This is a genomic window from Flavobacterium rhizophilum (genome assembly GCF_046000485.1).
Classification (GTDB): domain Bacteria; phylum Bacteroidota; class Bacteroidia; order Flavobacteriales; family Flavobacteriaceae; genus Flavobacterium; species Flavobacterium rhizophilum.
On sequence record NZ_JBELQB010000015.1, the window covers coordinates 41,362 to 63,482 of the forward strand.

Here is a 22,121-nt window from a genome sequence, read left to right on the forward strand (position 1 = left end):
TTTTTAGGAAAAAAATTGTTTTTTTGAAAATAAATAAATAGGTTTACGCCCTTAAAAAATAGAATTACATTAATAACCCAATTTTATATGAAGAAGTTCATTGCATTAACAGCAACTTTAACATTTTTAATTAGCTGTGGTTCTAGCGACCGCGGAGAGCTTGTAGGTGTTAAAGGTAAAAAGTGGAGGCCTGAAAAGCCTTATGGTATGACTTTGGTTCCTGGAGGTGCTTACATTATGGGTAAATCGGATGACGATTTGGCTAATGTACAGGATGCTCCAACTAAGACTGTAACTGTTCGTTCGTTTTACATGGATGAAACAGAGATTACCAATAGTGAATACCGTCAGTTTGTTGAATGGGTTAAAGATTCTACTATAAGAACAAGACTTGCTATTCTTGCAGAAGAAATGGGTCAGACTCCAGGTAGCGGTGGTATCGGTGAGTATGCATTCATGGATCAGACAGAAGAGGAGAAATCTCCTTACGATCAGTATATGTATGATAACTATTACAGTATTGGTACAGATGATGATCCGTTTGCCGGTAGAAAGCTTAACCATAAAGTGAAGCTTATCGACGATCCTCAAAAATATCCGGATGAGTACTATGTGGAGGTTATGGATTCTATGTATCTTCCTGCTTCTGAATCGTACAACGGTTTAAGGACTATTGATGTTTCTAAGCTTGTATTTGCTTATTCCTGGATGGATATTCAGGCTGCTGCAAAAGACAAGTCTAAGAATACAAGAACTAAGAGAAGTAAGTACTTGATTAAGGAAAAAGTAGATGTTTATCCTGATACAACAGCTTGGATTAAAGATTTTGCTTACTCTTACAATGAGCCAATGCATAATGATTATTTCTGGCATCAGGCTTACGGAGAGTATCCGGTTGTAGGTGTTACTTGGCAACAGGCTAAAGCATTCTGTGCTTGGAGAACACTATACAAAAATGCTTATCAAAAAGATAAAGGAAGACAGCATGTTAACTCTTTCCGTTTACCAACTGAGGCAGAATGGGAGTATGCTGCAAGAGGTGGCCTGGAATCAGGTACATTCCCTTGGGGTGGTCCATATGCTAAAGGTGACAGAGGATGTTTCCTTGCTAACTTTAAACCAAACAGAGGTGACTATGCTGCAGACGGTGCACTATACACTGTAGAGGCTAAGTCATACGATCCAAACGATTACAATCTTTACAACATGGCGGGTAACGTTTCTGAGTGGACAGATTCATCATACGATGCTTCATCTTATGAGTATGTTTCTACAATGAACCCTAACGTTACAGATCACCAAAACCAACGTAAAGTAATCCGTGGAGGATCATGGAAGGATGTTGCTTACTTCCTTCAGGTGAGTACGAGAGATTATGAGTATGCAGATTCTGCAAGAAGCTTTATCGGTTTCAGAACAGTACAGGATTACATGGGTACTCAAAACACACGTAACACAATTAACTAATAACCAATTTTAATAACTTGAATATTTAATTGATTAACTTAACTAAAAACTAAAAATTATTTATTATGGCACTACCTAAAAGAGTTATGAATTTCGCCTACGGTATGGGGGCAGCAGTTGTAATCGTTGGAGCATTATTTAAGCTTATGCACTGGCCAGGTGCAAGTCCAATGCTTATCATCGGTCTTAGTGTTGAGGCCTTTATCTTTGGTCTTTCAGCTTTTGATCCAGTTGAGAAAGAATTAGACTGGTCTCTTGTTTATCCTGAATTAGCTGGTGGAGAGCCGACTAAAAAAGGTCAGAAAAAAGAAGATCCGAAAGAAGCTCAGGGATTACTATCTCAGAAATTAGATAACCTGTTAAAAGAAGCTAAAATTGACGGTGAGTTAATGGCTAGCTTAGGTAACAGTATCAAAAACTTCGAATCTGCAGCTAAAGGAATTTCTCCTACAGTAGATTCTATCGCTTCTCAAAAGAAATACAGCGAAGAAATGTCTACAGCAGCGGCTCAAATGGAGTCTCTAAACAGTCTTTACAAAGTACAGTTAGAAAGTGCTTCTCGTAATGCTGAAGCTAACAAAGAGATTGCAGAAAATGCTTCTCAATTAAAGCAACAAATGCAGCAAATGACTCAAAACATTGCTTCATTAAACAATGTTTATGGCGGAATGCTTTCTGCTATGGGTAACAGAGGCTAATTGACTGATTAGTTTTATTTAAATATTTTTTAACCAAAAAACAAAAAAACTAATTAGGAAATGGCAGGAGGAAAATTAACCCCTAGGCAGAAGATGATTAACCTGATGTATCTGGTTTTCATCGCTATGATGGCTCTTAATATGTCAAAAGAGGTATTATCGGCTTTCGGTATATTAAATATCAAAATTGAAGATTCAAATAAGTTAGTAGAAACTAACAATACTGATTTATTTACTCAGTTATCGGCTAAAGCTGAAGAGCAGGCAGGTTACTACCTTACTAAAAAGGAGAAAGCTGAGAAAATCAGAAATGCTTCAAATGAATTCTACACTTACGTAGAGAATCTTAAGAAAGAGCTTACTAATGAGTACGAGAGAGACTTAGACGGTAACCTTCCTTATGAAGAAATGGATAAAGGAGATAAGCTTGATGAGCTTTTCTTTGAAGGAGATAAACCTTCAAAAAAAGGTCAGGAGTTTATTGATAAAATTAAAAATTATAATCGTACTGTTCAGCAAATTGCTGCACAGGACATGCTTGAGGAAACTAAAAAGAAACTTGACAAAAGGTTTGCTATCGAGCCGGTTAAGTCTAAAAATGCAGGTACTACTCTTCCATGGTTAGATTATAACTATAAAGGGTTCCCTCTAATTGCTTCTATAACTAAGTTAACTCAGTTAGAGAACGATATCAGGGTAACAGAAAACGAATTGCTTTCTGGTATGTTCCTTGAAGGTACTAAGAAAATGGCATCTTTAAGTGCATTTGAAGCTATCGTTGTTCCGGATAAAACTGCTTTCTTTGCTGGGGAAAAAGTAACCGGTAAAATTATCTTAGGTAAAAAAGACCCTAACCTTAAAGCTCACAGTGTTGTTGTTAACGGTCAAACACTTGGTGAAGATGCTATGCAGGCTGGTCAAACTATGTTTGAATTCAATGCAGGTAACATTGGAGAGCAGGATATTAATGGTGAATTCCAGTTTAAAGAAGGTGACTCTATCATCAAATTACCAATTAAAGGTAACTATGTAGTTGTACCTAAACCAAACTCTGCTACTATCTCTGCAGATAAAATGAACTCTGTTTATAGAGGTGTACAAAACCCTATGACTATTTCATTTGCAGGTATTTCAGATAATAATGTTAAAGCTAACGCTCAAGGTTTATCTAAAGCTAGCAAAGCAGGTCAGTACAACTGGAATGTTAATGGTATTCAAGGTAAAACTGCTGTAGTTACTGTAACGGGTACTTTACCTGATGGTACTGTTGTTAGTGACAAGAAAACATTTAACGTAAGAGATATTCCTCAACCTTCTGCTTCTGTAAGAGGTAAAACAGATTCAGCAAAAGGTAACAAAAATGACCTTTCTAACTCTACAATCAACGCAGTGTTTAAAGACTTCGTATTTGATGTAACAACTACTGTTAAGAGTTTTGAGGTTTATGTTCCTGGTAACCCGGCTATTATTTGTCAGGGTAACAAGTTTAATGCTCAGGCTTTAAAAGCTATTTCCAGAGCATCAAGAGGAGATCAAATTACAATCAACAGAGTTCAGGTTGATGTACAGGGTGCTCCCGGCTATAAAGTAAGGCCTTCTAGTCCTCTTGTTTGGGAAGTACAATAATATTTTTAAAAGAACGTTTTTCTTTTACAGCTTAAAATTAAAATATGAATAGTAGAAAAATTTTATTAGCGGCTCTTTTTATGTTAGGTACAGGTTCTGCTTTTGCTCAATCTAACGTGCTTAATGCAAAAACACCGGATGAGATAGGTAAGAAGACCGAAGCCGAGATGCTTGCGGACAATGATAATCCACTACCGTATGGTTATGTAGGGGATAGAGATATCCTGTTCAGCAAGAGAGTGTGGGAAGTGATAGACCTTGACGAGAGAATTAATTTCCCTTTGTATTTTCCGGTTGAAGATAACCTGGGCGAAAATAGAAAGTCTCTATTCAATGTTTTAACAACTGCAATTAAAGACGGTGAATTAACAGAGGTTTATGGTGACTCTTATTTCAGGGATAAAATTACTCCTGAAAATATCGAACAGTTATTTAGTTATAAAGAGCTAAATGATTACGGTATCGAGGTTACTAACCAATACATTGGTACTTCTCAGGAAGAACTTAAGGCTAAAGGTATTTTAACTGCTGAGCATTATGATACTTCTGAGGTTACAGCTGCCGATGTTACTAAGTACATGATTGAAGGGTACTGGTATTTTGATAAAAGACAAGGTGAATTGAAATACAGAATGATAGGTATTTGTCCTATGGCTATTGATGCCCTTACTAAAATGAGGATGGGTGCTGATGCAGAACCAATTCAACTTTTCTGGGTTTACTTCCCTGCTGCAAGAGATATTCTGCACAGAGAAGATGCATTTAATCCAAGAAACTCTGCAATGCCAATTACTTTCGATCACCTGTTAAACTCCAGACGTTTCTCAGCTACTATAGTTAAAGTTGAAAACGAATATGGTGACAGACTTATCGAGGACTATTTAAAAGATAATTCACAAATGCAGCTTCTTGAAGCTGAACGCCTGAAAGAAGTTATTCGTAACTTTGAACAGGATATGTGGAATTACTAATAAGTAGTTACCTTATATACAATATTAAAAACTCTTACTTTTTTAAGTAAGAGTTTTTTATTTTTACACCATGAAAGATTATATAATTGTTGGTGCCGGACTGGCAGGTGTAAGTTTTGCTGAGACAGCATTTTTGAATAATAAATCGTTTACTGTTATTAGTGATGCTTCTCAAAACTCCAGTTATGTGGCTGCCGGATTGTATAATCCAGTAATATTAAAACGCTTTAGTATGCCTCTTAACGCTAAAGAGCATATAGAGTACATAAAACCTTTTTACAGTAATATTGAGCAAAGACTTAATTTAAAGTTTGATGTTCCTATTCCTATTTGCAGAAAATTCGTATCAGCTGAAGAGCAAAATAACTGGTTTGAAGCGGCTGATAAGCCTGCGCTAAGTCCGTTTCTTTCTACTTCGGTTATTCATACCAAGTATAACGGAATTGATTCTCCTTTCGGTTTTGGTAAAGTTATGCATACTGGTTATCTTGATACCGGAGTTTATCTAAATGCTTATAAAGAATATCTTGAGAAAGATCATCAGCTTATAAGAGAAACGTTTGATTATAATCAATTTAACGTTACTGCTGATTGTGTAGAGTATAAAGGGATAAAAGCTAAGCATATTATCTTTGCTGAAGGTTTTGGGCTACATGATAATCCATACTTTAAAGGATTACCGTTAGATGGTACCAAGGGGGAATTATTGGTTATTAAAGCTCCTGAACTTAAGCTTGATGTTGCAATAAATGCAAGTGTGTTTATTCTTCCTATTGGTAACGATATTTATAAGGTTGGGGCTACATACGAATGGTATGATAAAACACCTGTTCCTACCGAAGTGGGTAAAAAGGAACTTATAGAAAAAATTGAAGAAGTTATTTCATGTGATTATGAAATTCTGGAGCATTTGGCAGGTATACGTCCTACTGTTAAAGATAGGAAGCCTCTTGTTGGTACACACGAATTATACAAAAGAGTACACCTTTTAAACGGACTGGGTACACGTGGTGTAATGTTAGGGCCACCTATGGCTAAAGTACTTTTTGATTCTATTGAGAATAATATTCCTGTAGATAAAACAGTAAGTTTCCTTAGGTTTAAGCGTTAGTGTTGTTTTTCCAGTTTTTATCGTAGCTGATAAAGAAATTAATCCAAATATTTCTTGATACACGCATGCTAATGGGCATAAGTGCTATAAGTGTAGTAACAATAGCGATAAAGGCTGTTTTAAGGCTGCTGTTAAAAAATACATAGCTAATGATAAAGGCTGCAACGCTAAAGGCAACACCAACCGCATAGCTAACATACATTGCTCCGTAAAAAAAGGAAGGCTCTATTTTATAATGCAGTCCGCAGTGGCTGCAATTTTCATGCATTTTATATACCTTGCTCAAATTATAGGGATTTTTATCTATGTACATGCTTTCTTCCTGACAACGAGGGCATGTTCCTGTTAAAATGCTATATAGTTTGGATCCTTTTTTTAACATTTGCAAAAAATTTGGTTTTCACACAAATTTACAATTAAATAAAAACAGATAATGCTTAATATACATAATTTATCGGTTTCTTTTGGCGGAACTTATTTGTTTGAAGAAGTAACCTTTAGGCTTGGTGCCGGAGACAGGGTAGGGCTTGTTGGTAAAAACGGAGCCGGTAAGTCTACCATGCTAAAAATCCTTTCGGGCGATATACCGCCAGATTCGGGTGTTATAGCTACAGAGAAAGAGGTTAAAATAGGTTTCCTACGTCAGGATATCGATTTTGTAAGGGGAAGAACCGTACTTGAAGAGGCTTATCAGGCTTTTGAGGAAATCAAGAGGGCTGAGGCTAAGATTGATGATATAAATGAGCAGCTTGCCACAAGAACGGATTATGAAAGTGAATCGTATTCCAAACTGATAGAAGATTTAAGTGACCATACGCATCATTACGAGATACTTGGAGGTTATAACTATGTAGGGGATACCGAGAAGATACTTTTGGGACTTGGTTTTAAGAGAGAAGATTTTGATAAGCTTACCGATACCTTTTCGGGCGGATGGCGAATGAGGATTGAGTTGGCTAAGCTCCTGCTGCAATACAATGATGTATTGCTTCTGGATGAGCCTACCAATCACCTTGATATTGAAAGTATCATTTGGTTGGAGCAGTTTTTACGAAATTATCCGGGGGTTGTAATTATTGTGTCGCACGATAAGATGTTCCTTGATAATGTTACAAACAGGACTATTGAAATATCACTTGGTAAGATATACGACTTTAATAAGCCGTATACACAATATCTTGTACTAAGAGAAGAGATAAGGGAAAAGCAGCTGGCTACCCAAAAGAATCAGGAGAAGAAAATTGAACAGACAGAGAAGCTGATTGAGAAGTTCAGGGCCAAAGCCTCTAAGGCTTCCATGGCACAGTCACTTATCAAGAAACTGGATAAAATAGGCCGTATTGAGGTTGATGAGGATGATAATTCGGTAATGAATATTTCCTTTCCTGTTTCCGTTACTCCGGGTAGGGTTGTGGTTGAAGCCGAAAATGTAACCAAAAAATATGGGGAGAAAACCATTTTAAGTGATATTGATCTGCTTATTGAACGAGGAAGTAAAATTGCTTTCGTAGGGCAAAACGGTCAGGGTAAGTCTACACTTATAAAAGCTATTGTTAAGGAGATTGACTATACCGGTAATATAAAACTGGGGCATAATGTTCAGTTGGGGTACTTTGCCCAAAATCAGGCAGAATATCTTGATGGTGAGATTACGCTTTTAGAAACCATGGAAAATGCAGCAACCGATACTAACCGATCGAAGGTTAGGGATATGCTTGGTGCCTTCCTTTTTAGGGGAGATGATGTGGAGAAAAAGGTAAAAGTGCTTTCGGGAGGGGAAAGAAACCGCCTGGCGCTTTGTAAAATGCTTTTACAGCCTATTAACGTGCTTGTAATGGATGAACCTACCAATCACCTTGATATTAAGTCTAAAAACGTTTTAAAGGCTGCCCTTAAGAAATTTGAAGGTACTTTACTGCTGGTTTCTCACGACAGGGACTTTCTTCAGGGGATGGCCAATACGGTATATGAGTTTAAGGACAGGAAAATAAAAGAATATTTGGGAGACATCAACTTTTATCTGGAGCAGCGAAACCTTCAGAATATGAGGGAGGTGGAAAAAAAGGATGTTGTGGTAAAAGAAGCTCCTAAGGAAGTGAAACAGCAGGTTTCTTATGAAGACCAGAAGAAGAATAAAACCCTGCAAAACAGGCTAAATAAAATTGAAGGGCAGATACAAAGCCTGGAAGTTGATATTCAGAAGGATGACAGGCGACTGGAAACCGATTATGAGAAACTAATGGCTGATGCTTCGTTTTTTGCAGCCTATGAGAAAAAGAAAAAAGATCTTGAAGGTTTGATGGAGGAATGGGAAACCGTTCAGGAAGAGATGGAAAGTCTACAATAAAAAAATCCCTGCATTTGCAGGGATTTTTTTATTCTTTGGTTTTTATTTCCACCTCAGAATTTTTTCCTGAGACTTCTACCTTACTTTCGCTGTCACCATCCTTGTTCTCATAACTAACTCCGTCTTTGCTTATGCTTATCGAAGTTCCGTCAGGGTCTTCCTCAGCAGGAGCTGTTGTTGTTGGTTGTGGCGTTGCCGGGGGTGCCGGGTTCTCTACCGGGTCCGGTGTTGGTGGTGTCTCTTTTTTGTCCTTACAGGATGCTACAAATAACATAGCCATGATTCCTGATAAAATCATTAATCTTTTCATAATCACTTAGGTATTTAAAAAGGTTAAAGTATAAAGGTAAGGTTTGAACTGTTAAAAAATAGGTAAGGTAAACTTAAAGTTTACTGAATAAGTCCTATTTCTTTGGAGTGCTTAATGGCTTCATGGCTGTCTTTAAAATAACAGATCGCAATGTTTAACGATTCGATATTGTTAAGTGCCTTCTGTGCTTTATCTTTTTTGCTGCGCCCGGTTTGCCTTATATATACAGCCCTTACTGTTACGGGGAATATTTTACAGATGTGCTCGTACAAGTAAGGATCATCCTGTGAGTCATCTCCCAAAAGGGTATATTCCAAGTGTGGATAAAATTCCAGTATATGTTTTATTTTGTCAAACTTATGTCCGTGATTTCCGCGTCCCGTAACAAAAAAGTCCATCAGGCTGGTTTTAATATCCTTTAAAAGGAGTACGGCACGTGGCAGTTCGTGAATCTCGGTAAACTTTACAATGAATTTATAAAGGTTCCATTCACTGCTGGAAACATAAAAAAAAGCATTCTTCTCATCTTTCTTATTACGCCCCGCGGTACTCAATGCCTGATAATGGGGCACTACTCCCTCAAAAATCTTACGACCGTTAATGTTTTTCCATAAAAGGATGTAAAGCTTTTTGAAAAGGTTACGGGTGTGTGATATTAAAAAGGTATCATCAATATCAGATATAAAGCCTAAGTTGCCCTCATAAGGCCTTATGTAAGTACCGTGCTCCCTAACTTCTTTTCCTTTATAAGTCATGCTTACGTAGTAATCGTTCCAGCCATGGCCTATTTTCTCTTTTAAAGGGATACAAAACTTAAAGTAACCGTCATCAAGTGTTTTGGTGTGTATTTTCCTGCCGTTATGTTCAAGGTACACGTCGGCATTGGCTATTGTCTTTAGTCTGAACATTCTGATAATCGACTTTGCATTCTTAAAACGCTTCTTCTCAAATTCATAACTATTGGATTTGTTGGGTTTAAATATGTGGCCAAAAACTATTAGTTCATCTTCATTGGCATAGCCGCGGTACAATCGTAAAATTGGCTTCATTAAAATTTATGATTTTTGTAAGAAGGTTCGTTACCGTAATTTAATTAAATTTAATGAAAAAAGAAAATGGAAGCGCAAAAGGAATATTTACTGGTGATAAATCCCATAGCAGGAGGGAATGATAAAACAAACCTGATAGAAGCTGCCCGTGAATATGCCAAAAATAAGGATGTTTCACTACTTGAATATGAAACTACGGGTAAAGATGATGAAAGTAGGATTAAGGAACTTTACAGAAAACATAAACCTAAAAGAGTTATGGTGGCGGGAGGAGACGGTTCTGTAAAGATGATAGCTGAAGCTATTGGGCATGAAAATGTGGTGATTGGTGTACTGCCTGCCGGATCGGCAAACGGACTATCAGTAGACCTTAAACTTCCTGAAGATGTAGAGGAGAATCTTGAAATTGCCTTTAATGGGGGGTATATGGAGATGGATATGGTTAGCATTAACGATAAGATGAGTCTGCATTTAAGTGATATAGGGGTTAATGCCGAACTAATACGTAATTATGAAAATAGTAGCCTGCGCGGTAAGTTGGGGTATATGCTTCAGGCATTTAATACTTTGACCGAGCTTAGGGATCCTTTCCATGTGATTATTGAAGCAAACGGGGATACGGTTGAAACCAAAGCGCGAATGATTGTTATTGCAAATACCCAACGCTATGGTACAGGTGTAACCATAAATCCGATAGGGAAAATGGACGACGGTAAATTTGAAATTGTAATATTAAAAAGCCTTGATGTGTTTTTTATCGGGCGTATACTGGCAGGTAAAATGCCTTTGGATAAAAGTGAAGACGTAGAAATTATATCTACAGATGAAGCTCTTATAACTACAGATGTTCCGGTATGTTTCCAGATAGACGGAGAGTTTTGCGGAGAAATAGACAGGCTTGATATTAAAATACTGCACAGGCAAATGAAGGTCGCAGTGCCCGATGCTACTTAAACGGATTACGCTCTTTCCACTGTATTTTAGGATCAAAATAAGGGAATAGCCTACTCATAAAAATATTGAGTAGTGTGTTATGGTGTTTAATAATGCCGTACACCTCTTCGGGACAGGCACCTACCGAACTTTTTATCTCCATAGCCGATCGGGCAAAAATTACATGCTTAAACTGTTTTTTTATGGCATAGGCTACCATATCATAAAGCATATTGAGATATAGCATTTTTTCTTTTTGTATACTTTCATCATAACCTAAAAAATAGGTATCCATATCGCTGTTGTTCTTAATAAGGGTACTGAAGCCTATTAAGGTGTTCGCAGAGAAATAACCATAAAAAAGGAACTTGTTCTTTAGCTGTTGCTTAAAAGTATAAAAGTGTCCCTTGGGTAGAAAAAAGGTGTTAAACGGAGCGTTTTGCGCTACGGTTAGGTATAGTTCATGAATGCGGTTTTCGTGTTCTTTTATTTCTTCTTCGTTAAGCTTTCTTTTTTCCACACCTTCTGCTTTTTTTCGAGCCCTGTTGTACTGAGTTCTGTATTTGGTGTTGAGTGCAGCCAGATAATCATCTACAGAATCCCATTCAGGCCTGATGTCGAAAATCATGTTGGGCTGTGTACAAAACTGATAGTAGTTTTTAAACCCTGCAGCTTTGAAATCAGGGAGTTCTTTTTTATTGAAATCTTTTACCAGTGTAAGGTTAATAGCGATGCATTTTTTTAGGTATTGTTTACGTAATTTTTTAAGTGCCTGCCTAAATAATGATATTGCTGTTGTTTCTTCAATGTCCTGCGTTAGGCAAAAGGCGTTTTGTCCGGTAAGTTTGTTATTACCTAAAATAAGGATGTGTGAAGAAAACTTTTTGAACAGATAATCCTTAATGCTTAATTTCTTTTTTTCTTCTTCTCCAAAAGTGTTTATTCTGGTAAGGTCTATATACTGTGCAATGGCAATGCCGCAAAGGGTATTGTTTTTAAGTAAACCTATAAGGTGACATTCCATATTCGCGGGAGAAGCGTTTTCCAGTACACGAAGGTAATTTTTCGAGAGGAAAATGTTTTGCGCAGCAATATTGTCCCATTCATCAGGAAGGGATTGTGCCGATTTGAAAATAGTATAAGAAAATGTGGTGCTCAAAGTGAAGCAAAGAAAATAAAAAAATCTCCCGAAGGAGATTTTTATTGTGTTATATTTTTTATTTCGCTAGAGGCCATGAGCAAACGATGCCCCCTATAATGGTACAGCATACAACCCAGTAGCCTCCGTTAATTAGTATGTACTTAGCGCTTCTTCTTTCAAAAAGGGCATTGGTACCTATAACAGGAAGGGCAAAAAAGAGTCCGGCCATAAAGCCATGAAGTGCCCCGTGTTTAAAAGTCCTGTATGCACCTCCGTAATCAGCCATAAAAGCAGCGTAAGAAGGTTTTGCTGAAGCAAAGAAATCAGGACCGCCCACCATGCCCATAGGACCAAACTGGTGGATTACCATAAACTGCAATATGAATGAGATAAAAAAGGCAAAGAGGATAGCCATGCCGAAAATCTTAAACATGTTAGCTTCTTTTGCTTTTTCTTCTGTTATACCTGTTTCTTTCATCCAGGCGGTTCCAAAAACCTTAGGATTGTACCAAATAAAACCTACAACAAGTGTAGATAATGCAGCTGCTAAAACTGCAAGCCAGTTAATACCCATAATTATTTGTTTTTAGTGTTTGTAATGGTAAATGTATAATTTATTGGCTTACAAAATATTGTATTGTTGATAATTTTGGGTTTTATATGAATAATATGAAAGATAGTAACCTTCTGTTTTTCAGGTAACCGGCAACATTTTCGTTAGCATAAGCTTCCCGTTCAAAGCTTATGTTCCTGTAGGCTTTGTTCCATCTTCTGTATACCAAGAAGCGTATTAGAAACTCAATACAATACCAAAGATAAAAAGGCAGTATAAGCAGTTCAAGCTGTTGCCTTAAATGGATTTTTTCATGGTTGAGTAAAGTTGTATTTTGCCTGTATTCCTCTTTTCTTAAAATAATAAAAGGAAATAGGGTTATTGCAGTATATCCTTTCGGAATTAAATATTTAGACACAATTACCATCATTAAATGTAAAGTTCATAAATTTGCGCGCATGAGTGGGCAAAATTCTGAAAATAAATTAATAGAAGGTGAAGATTATTATCTTACACCCGAAGGCTATAAGGTTTTTACCGAAAAGTTTCATTTAAAAAGAGGCTATTGCTGTAAAAATGGCTGCAGGCACTGTGCTTACGGCTACGATAAAAATACCGGAACATTTAGAAAAAAATAAGTACTTATCTATAACAACAATTTATGTTGCTAAAGATAATGAGAAACGAACACTAACAACTGAATACTGAGACTATGACATTTAAGGAGCAGATACAGGAAGGAATCCCTTCGGTGTTACCACAACCGAAGCCGTATGACCCAACTATTAACCATGCGCCTAAGCGTAAGGAAATACTTTCGGCAGAAGAAAAGAAGCTGGCACTGCGCAATGCATTGCGTTATTTTGAACCGCAGCACCATGCCGAACTGGCTAAGGAATTTGCTGATGAGCTGGAGAAATACGGACGTATTTACATGTACCGTTTTCGTCCTGATTACGAAATGTATGCAAGACCAATTTCAGAATATCCGGGGAAATCAGAGCAGGCAAAAGCCATTATGCTGATGATACAAAATAACCTTGACTATGCTGTGGCACAACACCCTCATGAGCTTATTACCTATGGTGGTAACGGTGCGGTGTTCCAAAACTGGGCACAGTACAGGCTGGTTATGAAATACCTTAGTGAAATGACCGAAGAACAAACGCTTGTTATGTATTCAGGTCACCCAATGGGACTGTTTCCTTCGCATAAGGCTGCGCCAAGGGTAGTGGTTACAAACGGTATGATGATCCCTAATTACTCCAAACCGGATGATTGGGAAAAATTCAATGCACTTGGCGTTACTCAGTACGGACAAATGACTGCGGGTAGTTATATGTATATAGGTCCGCAGGGTATTGTTCATGGTACTACCATAACCGTAATGAACGGTGGAAGAAAAATCTCCAAAAACGGAGAAGGTCTTGAAGGTAAGGTATTTGTTACGTCGGGTCTTGGTGGTATGAGTGGTGCTCAGCCAAAAGCAGGTAACATTGCAGGTTGTATTACGGTTTGTGCCGAGGTGAACCCGAAAGCGGTTCATACACGTCATTCTCAGGGATGGGTTGACGAGGTGGTAACCGATACCGATTCTCTAGTGAAAAGGGTGCTTGAGGCAAAAGCCAATAAAGAGGTTGTATCTATTGCTTACCAAGGTAATATAGTAGATGTATGGGAGAAATTTGATGAAGAAAATATATATATTGATTTAGGTAGTGACCAAACTTCGCTTCACAATCCGTGGGCGGGAGGCTATTACCCTGCCGGAATCAGTTTTGAGGAATCTAACAGGCTTATGGCTGAAGAGCCGGAAACCTTTAAGGAAAAAGTACAGGAAACACTTAGAAGACATGCTGCTGCAATCAATAAGCACACCGCTAAGGGGACTTATTTCTTTGACTATGGTAATGCGTTCCTTTTAGAGGCTTCGCGCGCCGGAGCTGATATTATGGCTGAAAACGGTATCGATTTTAAATACGCAAGTTATGTTCAGGACATAATGGGGCCTATGTGCTTTGATTATGGATTTGGTCCGTTCCGTTGGGTATGTGCTTCAGGAAAACCTGAAGATCTTGCCAAGACCGATGCTATTGCGTTAAATATACTGGAGGAGATGTCTAAAACCGCACCTGCTGAAATTAAACAGCAGATGCAGGATAATATAAAATGGATTAAAGGAGCTCAGGAAAATAAACTTGTAGTGGGATCTCAGGCACGTATTCTTTATGCAGATGCAGAAGGAAGGATTAAAATAGCCGAAGCTTTTAACCAGGCAATTGCCAAAGGCGAGATAGGCTATGTTGTTTTAGGACGTGACCACCACGATGTATCGGGTACTGATTCTCCTTACCGTGAAACTTCCAATATTTATGACGGTTCCCGCTTTACTGCTGATATGGCTATCCATAATGTGATAGGCGACAGCTTTAGGGGAGCTACCTGGGTAAGCATCCACAACGGTGGAGGCGTAGGCTGGGGAGAGGTTATAAATGGCGGATTTGGTATGGTTCTTGATGGTTCTAGTGATGCGTCAAGACGTTTAGAATCAATGCTTTTCTGGGATGTGAATAATGGTATTGCAAGAAGAGGATGGGCGAGAAACGAAGGTGCTGTTTTTGCTATAAAACGAGCAATGGAAGTGCAGCCGCTTTTAAAAGTGACTATACCTAATATGGTAGACGACGCATTGTTGGGCTAATAATCATAAAGAGCAGGTTATTAGTTTGTATATTAATAAGAACTATTAACTCTTTGGATTATGAAAACAATAAAATTGCTATCGTTACTATTTGTTTTGGTCCTTGCAGGTTCCTGTAATTCTATTAAAGTAGCTGCTGATTATGATGATGCCGTTGAATTTAATACTTACAGGACGTATGCTTATTTTCAGCCGGGTATAGATAAGGCTGATATATCTGACCTTGACAAGAAAAGGATTCTTCGTGCCATTGATGAAGAGTTTGCTAAAAAAGGATTTACCAAAAGTGAAAATCCTGATTTTATGGTGAACTTTTTTACCAAAGCTCGTAAGGAAGTCAATGTAAACCAGTTTTATGGAGGCTGGGGTTACGGCGGCTGGGGCTGGGGAGGCTATTACGGTTATCCCTGGGGCTGGGGTGGTAACTATACAACTGTTAGCACATCTACAGAAGGTACGTTGTATATAGACCTTATAGATGCCAAGAAAAAAGATTTGGTGTGGCAGGGGGTAGGTACCGGAGTTTTAACACTGGACCGAGATAAGAAGGAGGAACGTATAAAAGAATTTGTATCAAACATACTTGCTCAGTTTCCGCCACAAAAAGACAATAAGAAATAAAAAAAGCCGCTCATTGAGCGGCTTTTTAGTTTTATGATAAAGTAATTAGTTCTTTACAATTTTTTGAATTGGTGCTCCGTCTGCAGTTAGGAAGTAAACTCCCGGTGCAAGATTGGAAAGATCAATTTCTGCTTCATTTTCTGCAGAGTTTGAAATATTCATCAATTGTTTTCCGGTAACATCATACAGTATAAACTCATTTACTTCTTCCTCAAACTGTACAGTTATACTGCCGTTTGTTGGATTAGGGTATACCTTAAATCCGTTTTCAGGCTGTAAGCTTTGCTGTACAAGGGCAATTTCCTGTAGTCCTCCGTCAAGAGATTTAAGCGCGATATTGTTAAATATCGTTTGTGGTATACACTCTTCAATTTCTGCAAGAAGGAAACTTCCGTATTCAGCATGGAAATCAGGTAGTAACTCTACAAAATGACCTGCCTTGTAAATAGCTCTACCATTGTTAGCGTTGATAGTGTTTACAGCAGTGATGCTAATTTCACGTTGCTCAAATGATGTCTCGTCAGCCGGCACATTTTCATCTTCATATAGGTACTGTTCACAAAGGTTTGTATTTTCGTCATAACATGCAGGCTCATAAGGGTTACCCCAGTCGGCTTCCGGAGGGAAGTCGTTGCCCTGTGAGGTTGTTAAACAACACCATTCAGACCAGTTCCCGCAACTTGTTCTAATACGCCATCTAAAGCATTCGTAATTCAGAATATATGCTACGTAGTATAGGTTGATATTGTTTTCCTCTACTGTAGTTGCAAAATAATTTGTTCTTGGGTTGGTGTGAGTAACTCCAGGGCAACAGGTTGGATCTCCTACAAATTCTAAATCATAACTAGTGTCAGAGTCTGTCCAGTATAATTGCCCTTCAATTACATAAGAGTTTAGAATGTTAGCTCCGTTAGAGAAACTTAAATCTGTTGCTTCTGTAGCTCCCGTTGCAGAGAGTGTATAAACAAAAGTTCCTATTGTGTAAGTAGCAACTACCTGGAAGGTATATTCTCCTGTGCCGTTAAATACTGCAGGGTCAACTTCAAAACAAAATGCACTGCCGTTCATTGTTGGGTTGGTAACGCTGGTAAATACACTTCCGTTTTCATCAAGTATGTTTAATACAACTGAGCTAAGTACAGAACCTTCAGGGTCTGTAAGTACACCACATACATCAAAAGGATCTGTAGGGCAGTTATACCCTTGGTCATTAAGTTGAATAGATCCAAAAGGCGGGTTGTCACAGGTTGTGCCGCAAATGTCATCAAGATAAACGGTTCCGTAGTGAGCACCCTGTCCGCAATCGGTCATTACAAACTCAAGGCGTAATGGCTGCCCCACGTATTCACTTGGTATGGTAAGCCTGTCACAAATCCAACCAGTATATAACAAAGCATTCTGTCCCGTTCCTACCTGGTCAAAAACATCATTATTAGCATCTGCCTTAATACATATAGGGTTGTTGCTTATAATGTCTCCGTTTCCGTTATAAATACGTGCTGTAAAGAAAGGTTGTACGTTTGGAATTGTAGGGTGAGGATTTTGTACAATTAACGAGTATGAAAATGCTACAATATTATCTGAAGGTGTAATTTGCCTTGACATGGTACAAACATCTCTTGATCCGGCACTTCTGTTTAGTTTAAGGGAAAAAGTACCATTGTTTACCCTAGGCATTTGGATATTAAAGGCTTCAAGAGAAGGGTCAAATCCCTGAGTTACCAGTGTTGCCCCTTCCTGAGTGAAATTATTGGTTCCTGTAGGGGTAAAGGGTTCATATTCAGGACCTGATGTGTCTACATTACAGTCTACAATATTAAAATTCACTGTTGGTCTCCATCTGGTAAAGGTGTATCCTGCAATACCGTCTTCAAAGTCTCCGTTAATACAATCGGCAGGAACAGAAAGCGGTACAGGTGTTGCTTTTAAGGTGATTTTAGCTTCAGGATTTTCTTTCAGGTAAAGTTTTCTTAATTCATCCTTTTTAATCTCTAAAATGGCAGATTCGATAGTACCGTCAAACACTTCATGTCCGTGTTCTTTACTTTCTTCAATAACTGAATTTTTTACCTGCTCTTCCTTTTCTGGGGTTAATGAAAACTTCTGAAGGTTTTGGTATATAAAGCTCTCAATTTTATGTTCAATTTCCTGAGCTTTTTTAATTCTTTCCTTTTCGGTTTTTATATAATCCTCTGTTTGGGAAAAACCACTTAAGCAACACAAAAGTGTTAGCAGAGTGTATATATATAAGTTTTTCATGTTTACTGTTTTTATGTTAAACTTATATTACTCTTTATCCTGCTCCTTAAGCTCTTTGATTTCGGCTTTAAGTTCTTCAATCTGTTTGTTTTGCTCAATTAGGTAAAGTGTAAGCTCTTCAATTTTTTCGAGTAGCTTAGCATCCATTTGTGCAACGTCTAAACCTTGATTTACCACATCTTCAGCCGACGGCACGTTAGGTAAGTGTTTATTCTCTTTAGTGAAAGCTTCTACTTCATTAAGTGGCATAAGGTTGTAGTTATCTGCAAATACATAATCGGCCCAGTCGGCAGTTCCTTCTACAGCTACTCTTACCTTTTCGGTAAGTATACCGTCTTCAACATATAGTCTGTAGCCGGCAGGTGTGGCAATATCAGTAGAGCTTATTCTTACTTTACCGTCACGACTGAGTCTCATTAATTCATTATCCTGATATCCAAATGTAACAGCTGCTCTCGACATGTTTGCAGTTTGTTTGGCATTAAATTCTAAATAGGAGCTTAGGGTATAAGTGTTTGTTGCTGCGTCATAGTTACCTCCTACGGTTTGAAGTAGTGTTGATGTTACAGAAGGGTCAGGAAAAACACCTATAACGCTCTTTTTTTTAATTAGTAGTCCTGTTGCTGAAGTTGTATTACGACTTGTTACACGGCTGCCAAAATAAGCGTAGTTATAATTGGTTGTTCCAATTGGAATTAATAGACCTGAATCCAAAACCTCTAGGTCAACTACTGGAGAAGATGTTCCTATCCCTACATTGCCTGATGATGGGAAGGTATTTTGAGCAAATGCTCCCATTGATAATAGCCCAAAAGCTAAAAGAAATGATTTTTTCATTTTGTAAAAATTTAATGTTAATATTTGGTTTTGATTTGTACGGGTAATAGAATGCCTAGTGCTTTCTTTAGTTAAAAGAGCACTTTAATATATTGGCTAAAAAGAATGAGTATTACTACAGTTGGCTATATACTTATGCTGAGTCTAAGTATAAAAATGGATAGTAAATAGAATACAGAGAAAAGAAAAGATACTGTATGAAATTATACTACTTGAAAAGGTTTTTATTGAGCTTTTCATTTTTGGTAAGGTTTTTTTGATTTATATAGTGTAAATCTATTTTTTTAACAATTTAAAACCTAATCACATTTTGGTTTTAACATATGCGTTAAGTGCATATATAAAAAAAGCCGCTCATTGAGCGGCTTTTTAAAAATATATATCAAGAAAAATTATTTTCTGATAGGAGATTTTTGAGACATTTTGCTTAGGAAAGAGTTCACATTAGCAGAACGACCTTGAGTACTTAAGTCATACCATCCGCTATAAGCACCGTCATAGTTGATGTTTAGGTTTGATGAAGAAACAGTTTCATTGAAATCTACATTAACTGTGTAGGCTATTGTAGTTGCTGTGTCATCAGAAAGGTCACTAGTGAATCCAAATGTAGCACCTTCAAAGTTTACGTCAACTACAGGGTAGTTAACATTGTCAACAACTACAGATGTAATTGTGTTAAATAAAGCTGTGTCATCATTAGGTAGAGTTATAGTTCCTTCTGTAGCAGGTACAACAATATCATATACAACAAATGTACTAGGATCTTCTGTCAGTTCGTCAAATGCAAGCTCACTGTTGTAAGCTATTACTCTCCAATAGTCATAAGTTGTAGTGTTTGTTGGTAAAGTACCTAGATATAATAAAGCAGTGTTAGTGAAATCAGTTTCAGTTAAGTTAACTGCATCTAGGAAAGCAACAACAGCATATTCTTCATCATTTTCTGCGTCAGTTGTATAACCTTCGTAAGAAGCTGTAATTTGATAGGTAGCAACAACGTCAGATGAGAAAGTGTTACCTTCTATCTCAGTTCCGTTAACATAGAAAACTGCATCAGCAGTAACATCCATATCACCGTTAGCAGTAGCTGTAAAAGTAATAGTTTCGTTTACGCTAACAACCTGTTCGTCATAACTAACGCTAAGTGAGGTTATTACAATAGTTTCTTCAGTTACAGTTACAGTTACATCTGCACTTGTAAAGTCACCGTTAGTAGCGTGTACAGTGTAAGTACCAGCTTCAGTAGCAGTGTAAGTGTTACCTTCAAGAGCTGTATCGTCTACATAGATAGTTGAAGCAGCAGTAACATCTTCATTCAGGTTGTTTTTTACTGTAAAAGTAAAAGCGTTACCTAAAGTAACAGTAGATGAGCTAGAAGTAAGGGTGATTCCCGTTACTACGTCGCCACCGCCACCGTTATCGTTGTTTCCTGAATCGTCATCGCTACTACACGATGTAAAAGCTGCTGTAGCTGCAATAGCTAAAAAGCAAAAAAGTTTTTTCATAATGAAAATTTAAAAATTAATTAATGTTTAAGGTTCGTAAAAGTAAAAATAAAACTGAAAATACAAGCCTTTATTGTAATTGCATACTGTTAAAGTTTCGTTTTTATTCGAATTTATTTAAAATTGAGTTTAATTTTCAGACATTGACAATTGATTTTTTTTATATGATAGAAATTAATTGAGAATTTCGTAATTTTACCTCAATTACTAAGACTACTATATTATGAATGCTACTATTGAAAGTAATCCGTTGATAGACAGGTTGCCTAAGCACCTGAAACAGTTTATTAAACCGCAGGATTATGAAGAGTATACTCCCATAAACCAGGCAGTTTGGCGCTATGTTATGCGTAAAAATGTGGATTATCTTAGTAAAGTGGCTCACAGTTCTTATTTGGATGGTCTTAAAAAAACAGGTATTGAGGTAGACAGTATACCAAGTATGTATGGTATGAACAGGATACTAAAGGAAATAGGGTGGGCTGCCGTAGCGGTAGATGGTTTTATTCCGCCTAATGCCTTTATGGAGTTTCAGGCGTATAACGTACTTGTTATAGCTTCAGATATCCGTCAGCTTGAACATATAGAATATACCCCGGCTCCCGATATTATTCACGAAGGGGCAGGGCATGCGCCTATTATTGCTAATCCGGAATATGCCGAATATCTTAGAAGGTTTGGCGAGATTGGCTGCAAAGCAATTTCATCAGCCAGGGACTACGAGATTTATGAGGCTATAAGGTTGCTTTCCATTTTGAAAGAGGCTGAGGGTACTCCACAGGAAGAAATTGAAGCTGCCGAGAAAAGGGTAGATGAACTTCAAAATGATCTTGGTGAACTTAGTGAAATGGCACTTATACGTAACCTGCACTGGTGGACAGTGGAGTACGGACTTATAGGTACCGTTGATGATCCTAAAATATATGGTGCAGGACTGCTTTCGTCTATTGGTGAAAGTGCATGGTGTATGACCGATAATGTTACCAAATTACCTTATGATATAAATGCGGCTTACCAGAGTTTTGATATTACAAAACCACAACCGCAACTTTTTGTAACTCCTGATTTTGCTCATTTAAGCCTTGTGCTGGAGGAGTTTGCTAATAAAATGGCTTTACGTACAGGAGGACTCTCAGGTGTTCAAAAACTGATTAACTCTAACGCTTTAGGTACTGTTGAACTTAGTACAGGTGTACAGATTTCGGGAGTTTTCTCTAATGTTATAGAAAGTGAGGGTAAACCTGTTTACTTACAATGTACCGGTGGTACGGCACTTGCTTATAGGGAAAAAGAACTGGTAGGTCATGGTACATCTTATCATGCAGAAGGTTTTGGTAGCCCTGTGGGTAAACTAAAAGGGATTAATCTGGCAATTGAAGATATGAGTCCGCGTGACTTAAAAGCATACGGTGTTTATGAGGGTGAAAGAGTTACTCTTGAATTTGAAGGAGATGTAACCGTAAGCGGAGAAATTATAACCGGGACCAGAAACATACAGGGGAAAATAATCCTGATAAGCTTTAAAGACTGTACTGTTACCCATGGCAATACTGTATTGTTCCAACCACAATGGGGAACTTATGATATGGCGGTAGGTAAGAAGGTGGTTTCTGCTTTTTCAGGCCCTGCCGATGTGAATAGTTTTGATCTTATTACACACGTTCCTTCAAGCCAAACCATAAAAGCTAAAAAATCTGCAGAGAGACAGGAACTGGAAGGTTTTTATCAAAAGGTTAGAGATATAAGAGGTGGTACAACCGGAGATCTTGAAGCGATATTTACCAAAGTGAAAGAGAGTCATCCTAACGATTGGTTGTTATCTGTTGAGATAGCCGAACTTTTACATAAAAACAAACAGGAAGAATTGCTTAATAAGGTAGTGCTTCATCTTGATGAGGTGAAGAAAAAACGACCTGAGGTGTCTCACCTAATTGATGGCGGACTCGAACTTATATTTGAAAAAGAAAAAATATCCTAATAACAGAAAGGGCGCTT

At 37.7% G+C, this 22,121-nt stretch carries 20 protein-coding genes; 11 read left to right on the forward strand and 9 right to left on the reverse strand.

Annotation, left to right across the window (positions count from 1 at the left end; all coding sequences use genetic code 11):
- Positions 1-87: 87 nt before the first annotated feature.
- The 5 genes from porK (at position 88) to ABS768_RS16180 (ending at position 5,873) form a co-directional block, all read left to right on the forward strand.
- Positions 88-1,467: a T9SS ring complex lipoprotein PorK/GldK gene (porK, locus tag ABS768_RS16160; RefSeq protein ID WP_408076001.1), complete on the forward strand. Its 1,380-nt coding sequence runs from the start codon at positions 88-90 to the stop codon at positions 1,465-1,467.
- Positions 1,468-1,532: 65 nt separating this feature from the next.
- The gene (porL, locus tag ABS768_RS16165) at positions 1,533-2,165 is read left to right on the forward strand and encodes a type IX secretion system motor protein PorL/GldL (RefSeq protein WP_408076003.1); all 633 of its coding nucleotides are present in this window, start codon (positions 1,533-1,535) and stop codon (positions 2,163-2,165) included.
- Positions 2,166-2,225: 60 nt separating this feature from the next.
- Positions 2,226-3,791, forward strand: coding sequence for a type IX secretion system motor protein PorM/GldM (gene porM, locus ABS768_RS16170; RefSeq protein ID WP_408076005.1), 1,566 nt, complete (start codon positions 2,226-2,228; stop codon positions 3,789-3,791).
- Positions 3,792-3,835: 44 nt separating this feature from the next.
- Positions 3,836-4,762: a type IX secretion system ring subunit PorN/GldN gene (porN, locus tag ABS768_RS16175; protein WP_408076006.1), complete on the forward strand. Its 927-nt coding sequence runs from the start codon at positions 3,836-3,838 to the stop codon at positions 4,760-4,762.
- A 70-nt stretch (positions 4,763-4,832) separates the two neighbouring features.
- A complete protein-coding gene (locus ABS768_RS16180; RefSeq protein ID WP_408076007.1) occupies positions 4,833-5,873 on the forward strand; it encodes an NAD(P)/FAD-dependent oxidoreductase in 1,041 nt (346 codons plus the stop codon).
- Here ABS768_RS16180 and ABS768_RS16185 read toward each other — a convergent pair.
- Positions 5,863-6,255, reverse strand: a complete 393-nt coding sequence (locus tag ABS768_RS16185) for a DUF983 domain-containing protein (RefSeq protein ID WP_408076008.1) — start codon at positions 6,253-6,255, stop codon at positions 5,863-5,865. The genes ABS768_RS16180 and ABS768_RS16185 overlap by 11 nt on opposite strands.
- A 51-nt stretch (positions 6,256-6,306) precedes the next feature.
- Between ABS768_RS16185 and ABS768_RS16190 the strand changes: the two genes are divergently transcribed.
- A complete protein-coding gene (locus ABS768_RS16190) occupies positions 6,307-8,220 on the forward strand; it encodes an ABC-F family ATP-binding cassette domain-containing protein (protein ID WP_408076009.1) in 1,914 nt (637 codons plus the stop codon).
- 28 nt (positions 8,221-8,248) lie between these two features.
- On the opposite strand, the gene ABS768_RS16195 is transcribed toward ABS768_RS16190, so the two are convergent.
- Entirely contained in the window at positions 8,249-8,530 is a 282-nt protein-coding gene (locus tag ABS768_RS16195; protein ID WP_408076010.1) for a hypothetical protein, read from the reverse strand.
- A gap of 80 nt (positions 8,531-8,610) precedes the next feature.
- Complete coding sequence (locus ABS768_RS16200) at positions 8,611-9,579, reverse strand: App1 family protein (protein WP_408076011.1); 969 nt, start codon at positions 9,577-9,579, stop codon at positions 8,611-8,613.
- A 66-nt stretch (positions 9,580-9,645) separates the two neighbouring features.
- Here ABS768_RS16200 and ABS768_RS16205 point away from each other — a divergent pair, with 66 nt between their 5' ends.
- Positions 9,646-10,533 (forward strand): diacylglycerol/lipid kinase family protein, encoded by an 888-nt coding sequence (locus ABS768_RS16205; protein ID WP_408076012.1) that lies wholly within the window; start codon positions 9,646-9,648, stop codon positions 10,531-10,533.
- On the opposite strand, the gene ABS768_RS16210 is transcribed toward ABS768_RS16205, so the two are convergent.
- From ABS768_RS16210 to ABS768_RS16220, 3 genes are all read right to left on the reverse strand, one after another.
- The gene (locus tag ABS768_RS16210; RefSeq protein ID WP_408076013.1) at positions 10,526-11,671 is read right to left on the reverse strand and encodes an 8-amino-7-oxononanoate synthase; all 1,146 of its coding nucleotides are present in this window, start codon (positions 11,669-11,671) and stop codon (positions 10,526-10,528) included. The two genes, ABS768_RS16205 and ABS768_RS16210, sit on opposite strands and share 8 nt — an antisense overlap.
- A 58-nt stretch (positions 11,672-11,729) precedes the next feature.
- A complete protein-coding gene (locus tag ABS768_RS16215; RefSeq protein WP_408076014.1) occupies positions 11,730-12,227 on the reverse strand; it encodes a DUF1761 domain-containing protein in 498 nt (165 codons plus the stop codon).
- 82 nt (positions 12,228-12,309) lie between these two features.
- The gene (locus ABS768_RS16220) at positions 12,310-12,633 is read right to left on the reverse strand and encodes a hypothetical protein (RefSeq protein ID WP_408076045.1); all 324 of its coding nucleotides are present in this window, start codon (positions 12,631-12,633) and stop codon (positions 12,310-12,312) included.
- A 31-nt stretch (positions 12,634-12,664) separates the two neighbouring features.
- Between ABS768_RS16220 and ABS768_RS16225 the strand changes: the two genes are divergently transcribed.
- The 3 genes from ABS768_RS16225 (at position 12,665) to ABS768_RS16235 (ending at position 15,528) form a co-directional block, all read left to right on the forward strand.
- Positions 12,665-12,844, forward strand: coding sequence for a DUF5522 domain-containing protein (locus ABS768_RS16225; protein WP_408076015.1), 180 nt, complete (start codon positions 12,665-12,667; stop codon positions 12,842-12,844).
- Between the two features lie 74 nt (positions 12,845-12,918).
- On the forward strand, positions 12,919-14,907 hold the full coding sequence (locus ABS768_RS16230; protein ID WP_408076016.1) for a urocanate hydratase: 1,989 nt from the start codon (positions 12,919-12,921) through the stop codon (positions 14,905-14,907).
- Between the two features lie 60 nt (positions 14,908-14,967).
- Complete coding sequence (locus ABS768_RS16235) at positions 14,968-15,528, forward strand: DUF4136 domain-containing protein (RefSeq protein WP_157484214.1); 561 nt, start codon at positions 14,968-14,970, stop codon at positions 15,526-15,528.
- Between the two features lie 45 nt (positions 15,529-15,573).
- Here ABS768_RS16235 and ABS768_RS16240 read toward each other — a convergent pair whose 3' ends face one another.
- The 3 genes from ABS768_RS16240 to ABS768_RS16250 all read right to left on the reverse strand — a co-directional run bounded on the left by ABS768_RS16240 (position 15,574) and on the right by ABS768_RS16250 (position 20,126).
- Positions 15,574-17,787 (reverse strand): T9SS type A sorting domain-containing protein, encoded by a 2,214-nt coding sequence (locus ABS768_RS16240; protein WP_408076017.1) that lies wholly within the window; start codon positions 17,785-17,787, stop codon positions 15,574-15,576.
- 27 nt (positions 17,788-17,814) lie between these two features.
- Positions 17,815-18,624, reverse strand: coding sequence for a FliH/SctL family protein (locus ABS768_RS16245; RefSeq protein WP_408076018.1), 810 nt, complete (start codon positions 18,622-18,624; stop codon positions 17,815-17,817).
- A 392-nt stretch (positions 18,625-19,016) separates the two neighbouring features.
- Positions 19,017-20,126, reverse strand: coding sequence for a hypothetical protein (locus tag ABS768_RS16250; protein WP_408076019.1), 1,110 nt, complete (start codon positions 20,124-20,126; stop codon positions 19,017-19,019).
- A 223-nt stretch (positions 20,127-20,349) separates the two neighbouring features.
- On the opposite strand from ABS768_RS16250, the gene ABS768_RS16255 reads away from it, so the two are divergent.
- On the forward strand, positions 20,350-22,104 hold the full coding sequence (locus ABS768_RS16255; protein WP_408076020.1) for an aromatic amino acid hydroxylase: 1,755 nt from the start codon (positions 20,350-20,352) through the stop codon (positions 22,102-22,104).
- Positions 22,105-22,121: the final 17 nt, after the last annotated feature.

What these genes read in the sequence shown, in the direction of transcription:
- ABS768_RS16205 (WP_408076012.1), top strand. Translation starts at nt 9,646, where the DNA reads ATGGAAGCGCAAAAGGAATATTTACTGGTGATAAATCCCATAGCAGGA.
- ABS768_RS16220 (WP_408076045.1), bottom strand. Translation starts at nt 12,633, where the DNA reads ATGGTAATTGTGTCTAAATATTTAATTCCGAAAGGATATACTGCAATA.
- ABS768_RS16185 (WP_408076008.1), bottom strand. Translation starts at nt 6,255, where the DNA reads ATGTTAAAAAAAGGATCCAAACTATATAGCATTTTAACAGGAACATGC.
- ABS768_RS16215 (WP_408076014.1), bottom strand. Translation starts at nt 12,227, where the DNA reads ATGGGTATTAACTGGCTTGCAGTTTTAGCAGCTGCATTATCTACACTT.
- ABS768_RS16195 (WP_408076010.1), bottom strand. Translation starts at nt 8,530, where the DNA reads ATGAAAAGATTAATGATTTTATCAGGAATCATGGCTATGTTATTTGTA.
- ABS768_RS16190 (WP_408076009.1), top strand. Translation starts at nt 6,307, where the DNA reads ATGCTTAATATACATAATTTATCGGTTTCTTTTGGCGGAACTTATTTG.
- ABS768_RS16230 (WP_408076016.1), top strand. Translation starts at nt 12,919, where the DNA reads ATGACATTTAAGGAGCAGATACAGGAAGGAATCCCTTCGGTGTTACCA.
- ABS768_RS16250 (WP_408076019.1), bottom strand. Translation starts at nt 20,126, where the DNA reads ATGAAAAAACTTTTTTGCTTTTTAGCTATTGCAGCTACAGCAGCTTTT.
- ABS768_RS16200 (WP_408076011.1), bottom strand. Translation starts at nt 9,579, where the DNA reads ATGAAGCCAATTTTACGATTGTACCGCGGCTATGCCAATGAAGATGAA.
- ABS768_RS16240 (WP_408076017.1), bottom strand. Translation starts at nt 17,787, where the DNA reads ATGAAAAACTTATATATATACACTCTGCTAACACTTTTGTGTTGCTTA.
- porK (WP_408076001.1), top strand. Translation starts at nt 88, where the DNA reads ATGAAGAAGTTCATTGCATTAACAGCAACTTTAACATTTTTAATTAGC.
- ABS768_RS16225 (WP_408076015.1), top strand. Translation starts at nt 12,665, where the DNA reads ATGAGTGGGCAAAATTCTGAAAATAAATTAATAGAAGGTGAAGATTAT.
- ABS768_RS16235 (WP_157484214.1), top strand. Translation starts at nt 14,968, where the DNA reads ATGAAAACAATAAAATTGCTATCGTTACTATTTGTTTTGGTCCTTGCA.
- ABS768_RS16255 (WP_408076020.1), top strand. Translation starts at nt 20,350, where the DNA reads ATGAATGCTACTATTGAAAGTAATCCGTTGATAGACAGGTTGCCTAAG.
- porM (WP_408076005.1), top strand. Translation starts at nt 2,226, where the DNA reads ATGGCAGGAGGAAAATTAACCCCTAGGCAGAAGATGATTAACCTGATG.
- ABS768_RS16180 (WP_408076007.1), top strand. Translation starts at nt 4,833, where the DNA reads ATGAAAGATTATATAATTGTTGGTGCCGGACTGGCAGGTGTAAGTTTT.
- porL (WP_408076003.1), top strand. Translation starts at nt 1,533, where the DNA reads ATGGCACTACCTAAAAGAGTTATGAATTTCGCCTACGGTATGGGGGCA.
- porN (WP_408076006.1), top strand. Translation starts at nt 3,836, where the DNA reads ATGAATAGTAGAAAAATTTTATTAGCGGCTCTTTTTATGTTAGGTACA.
- ABS768_RS16245 (WP_408076018.1), bottom strand. Translation starts at nt 18,624, where the DNA reads ATGAAAAAATCATTTCTTTTAGCTTTTGGGCTATTATCAATGGGAGCA.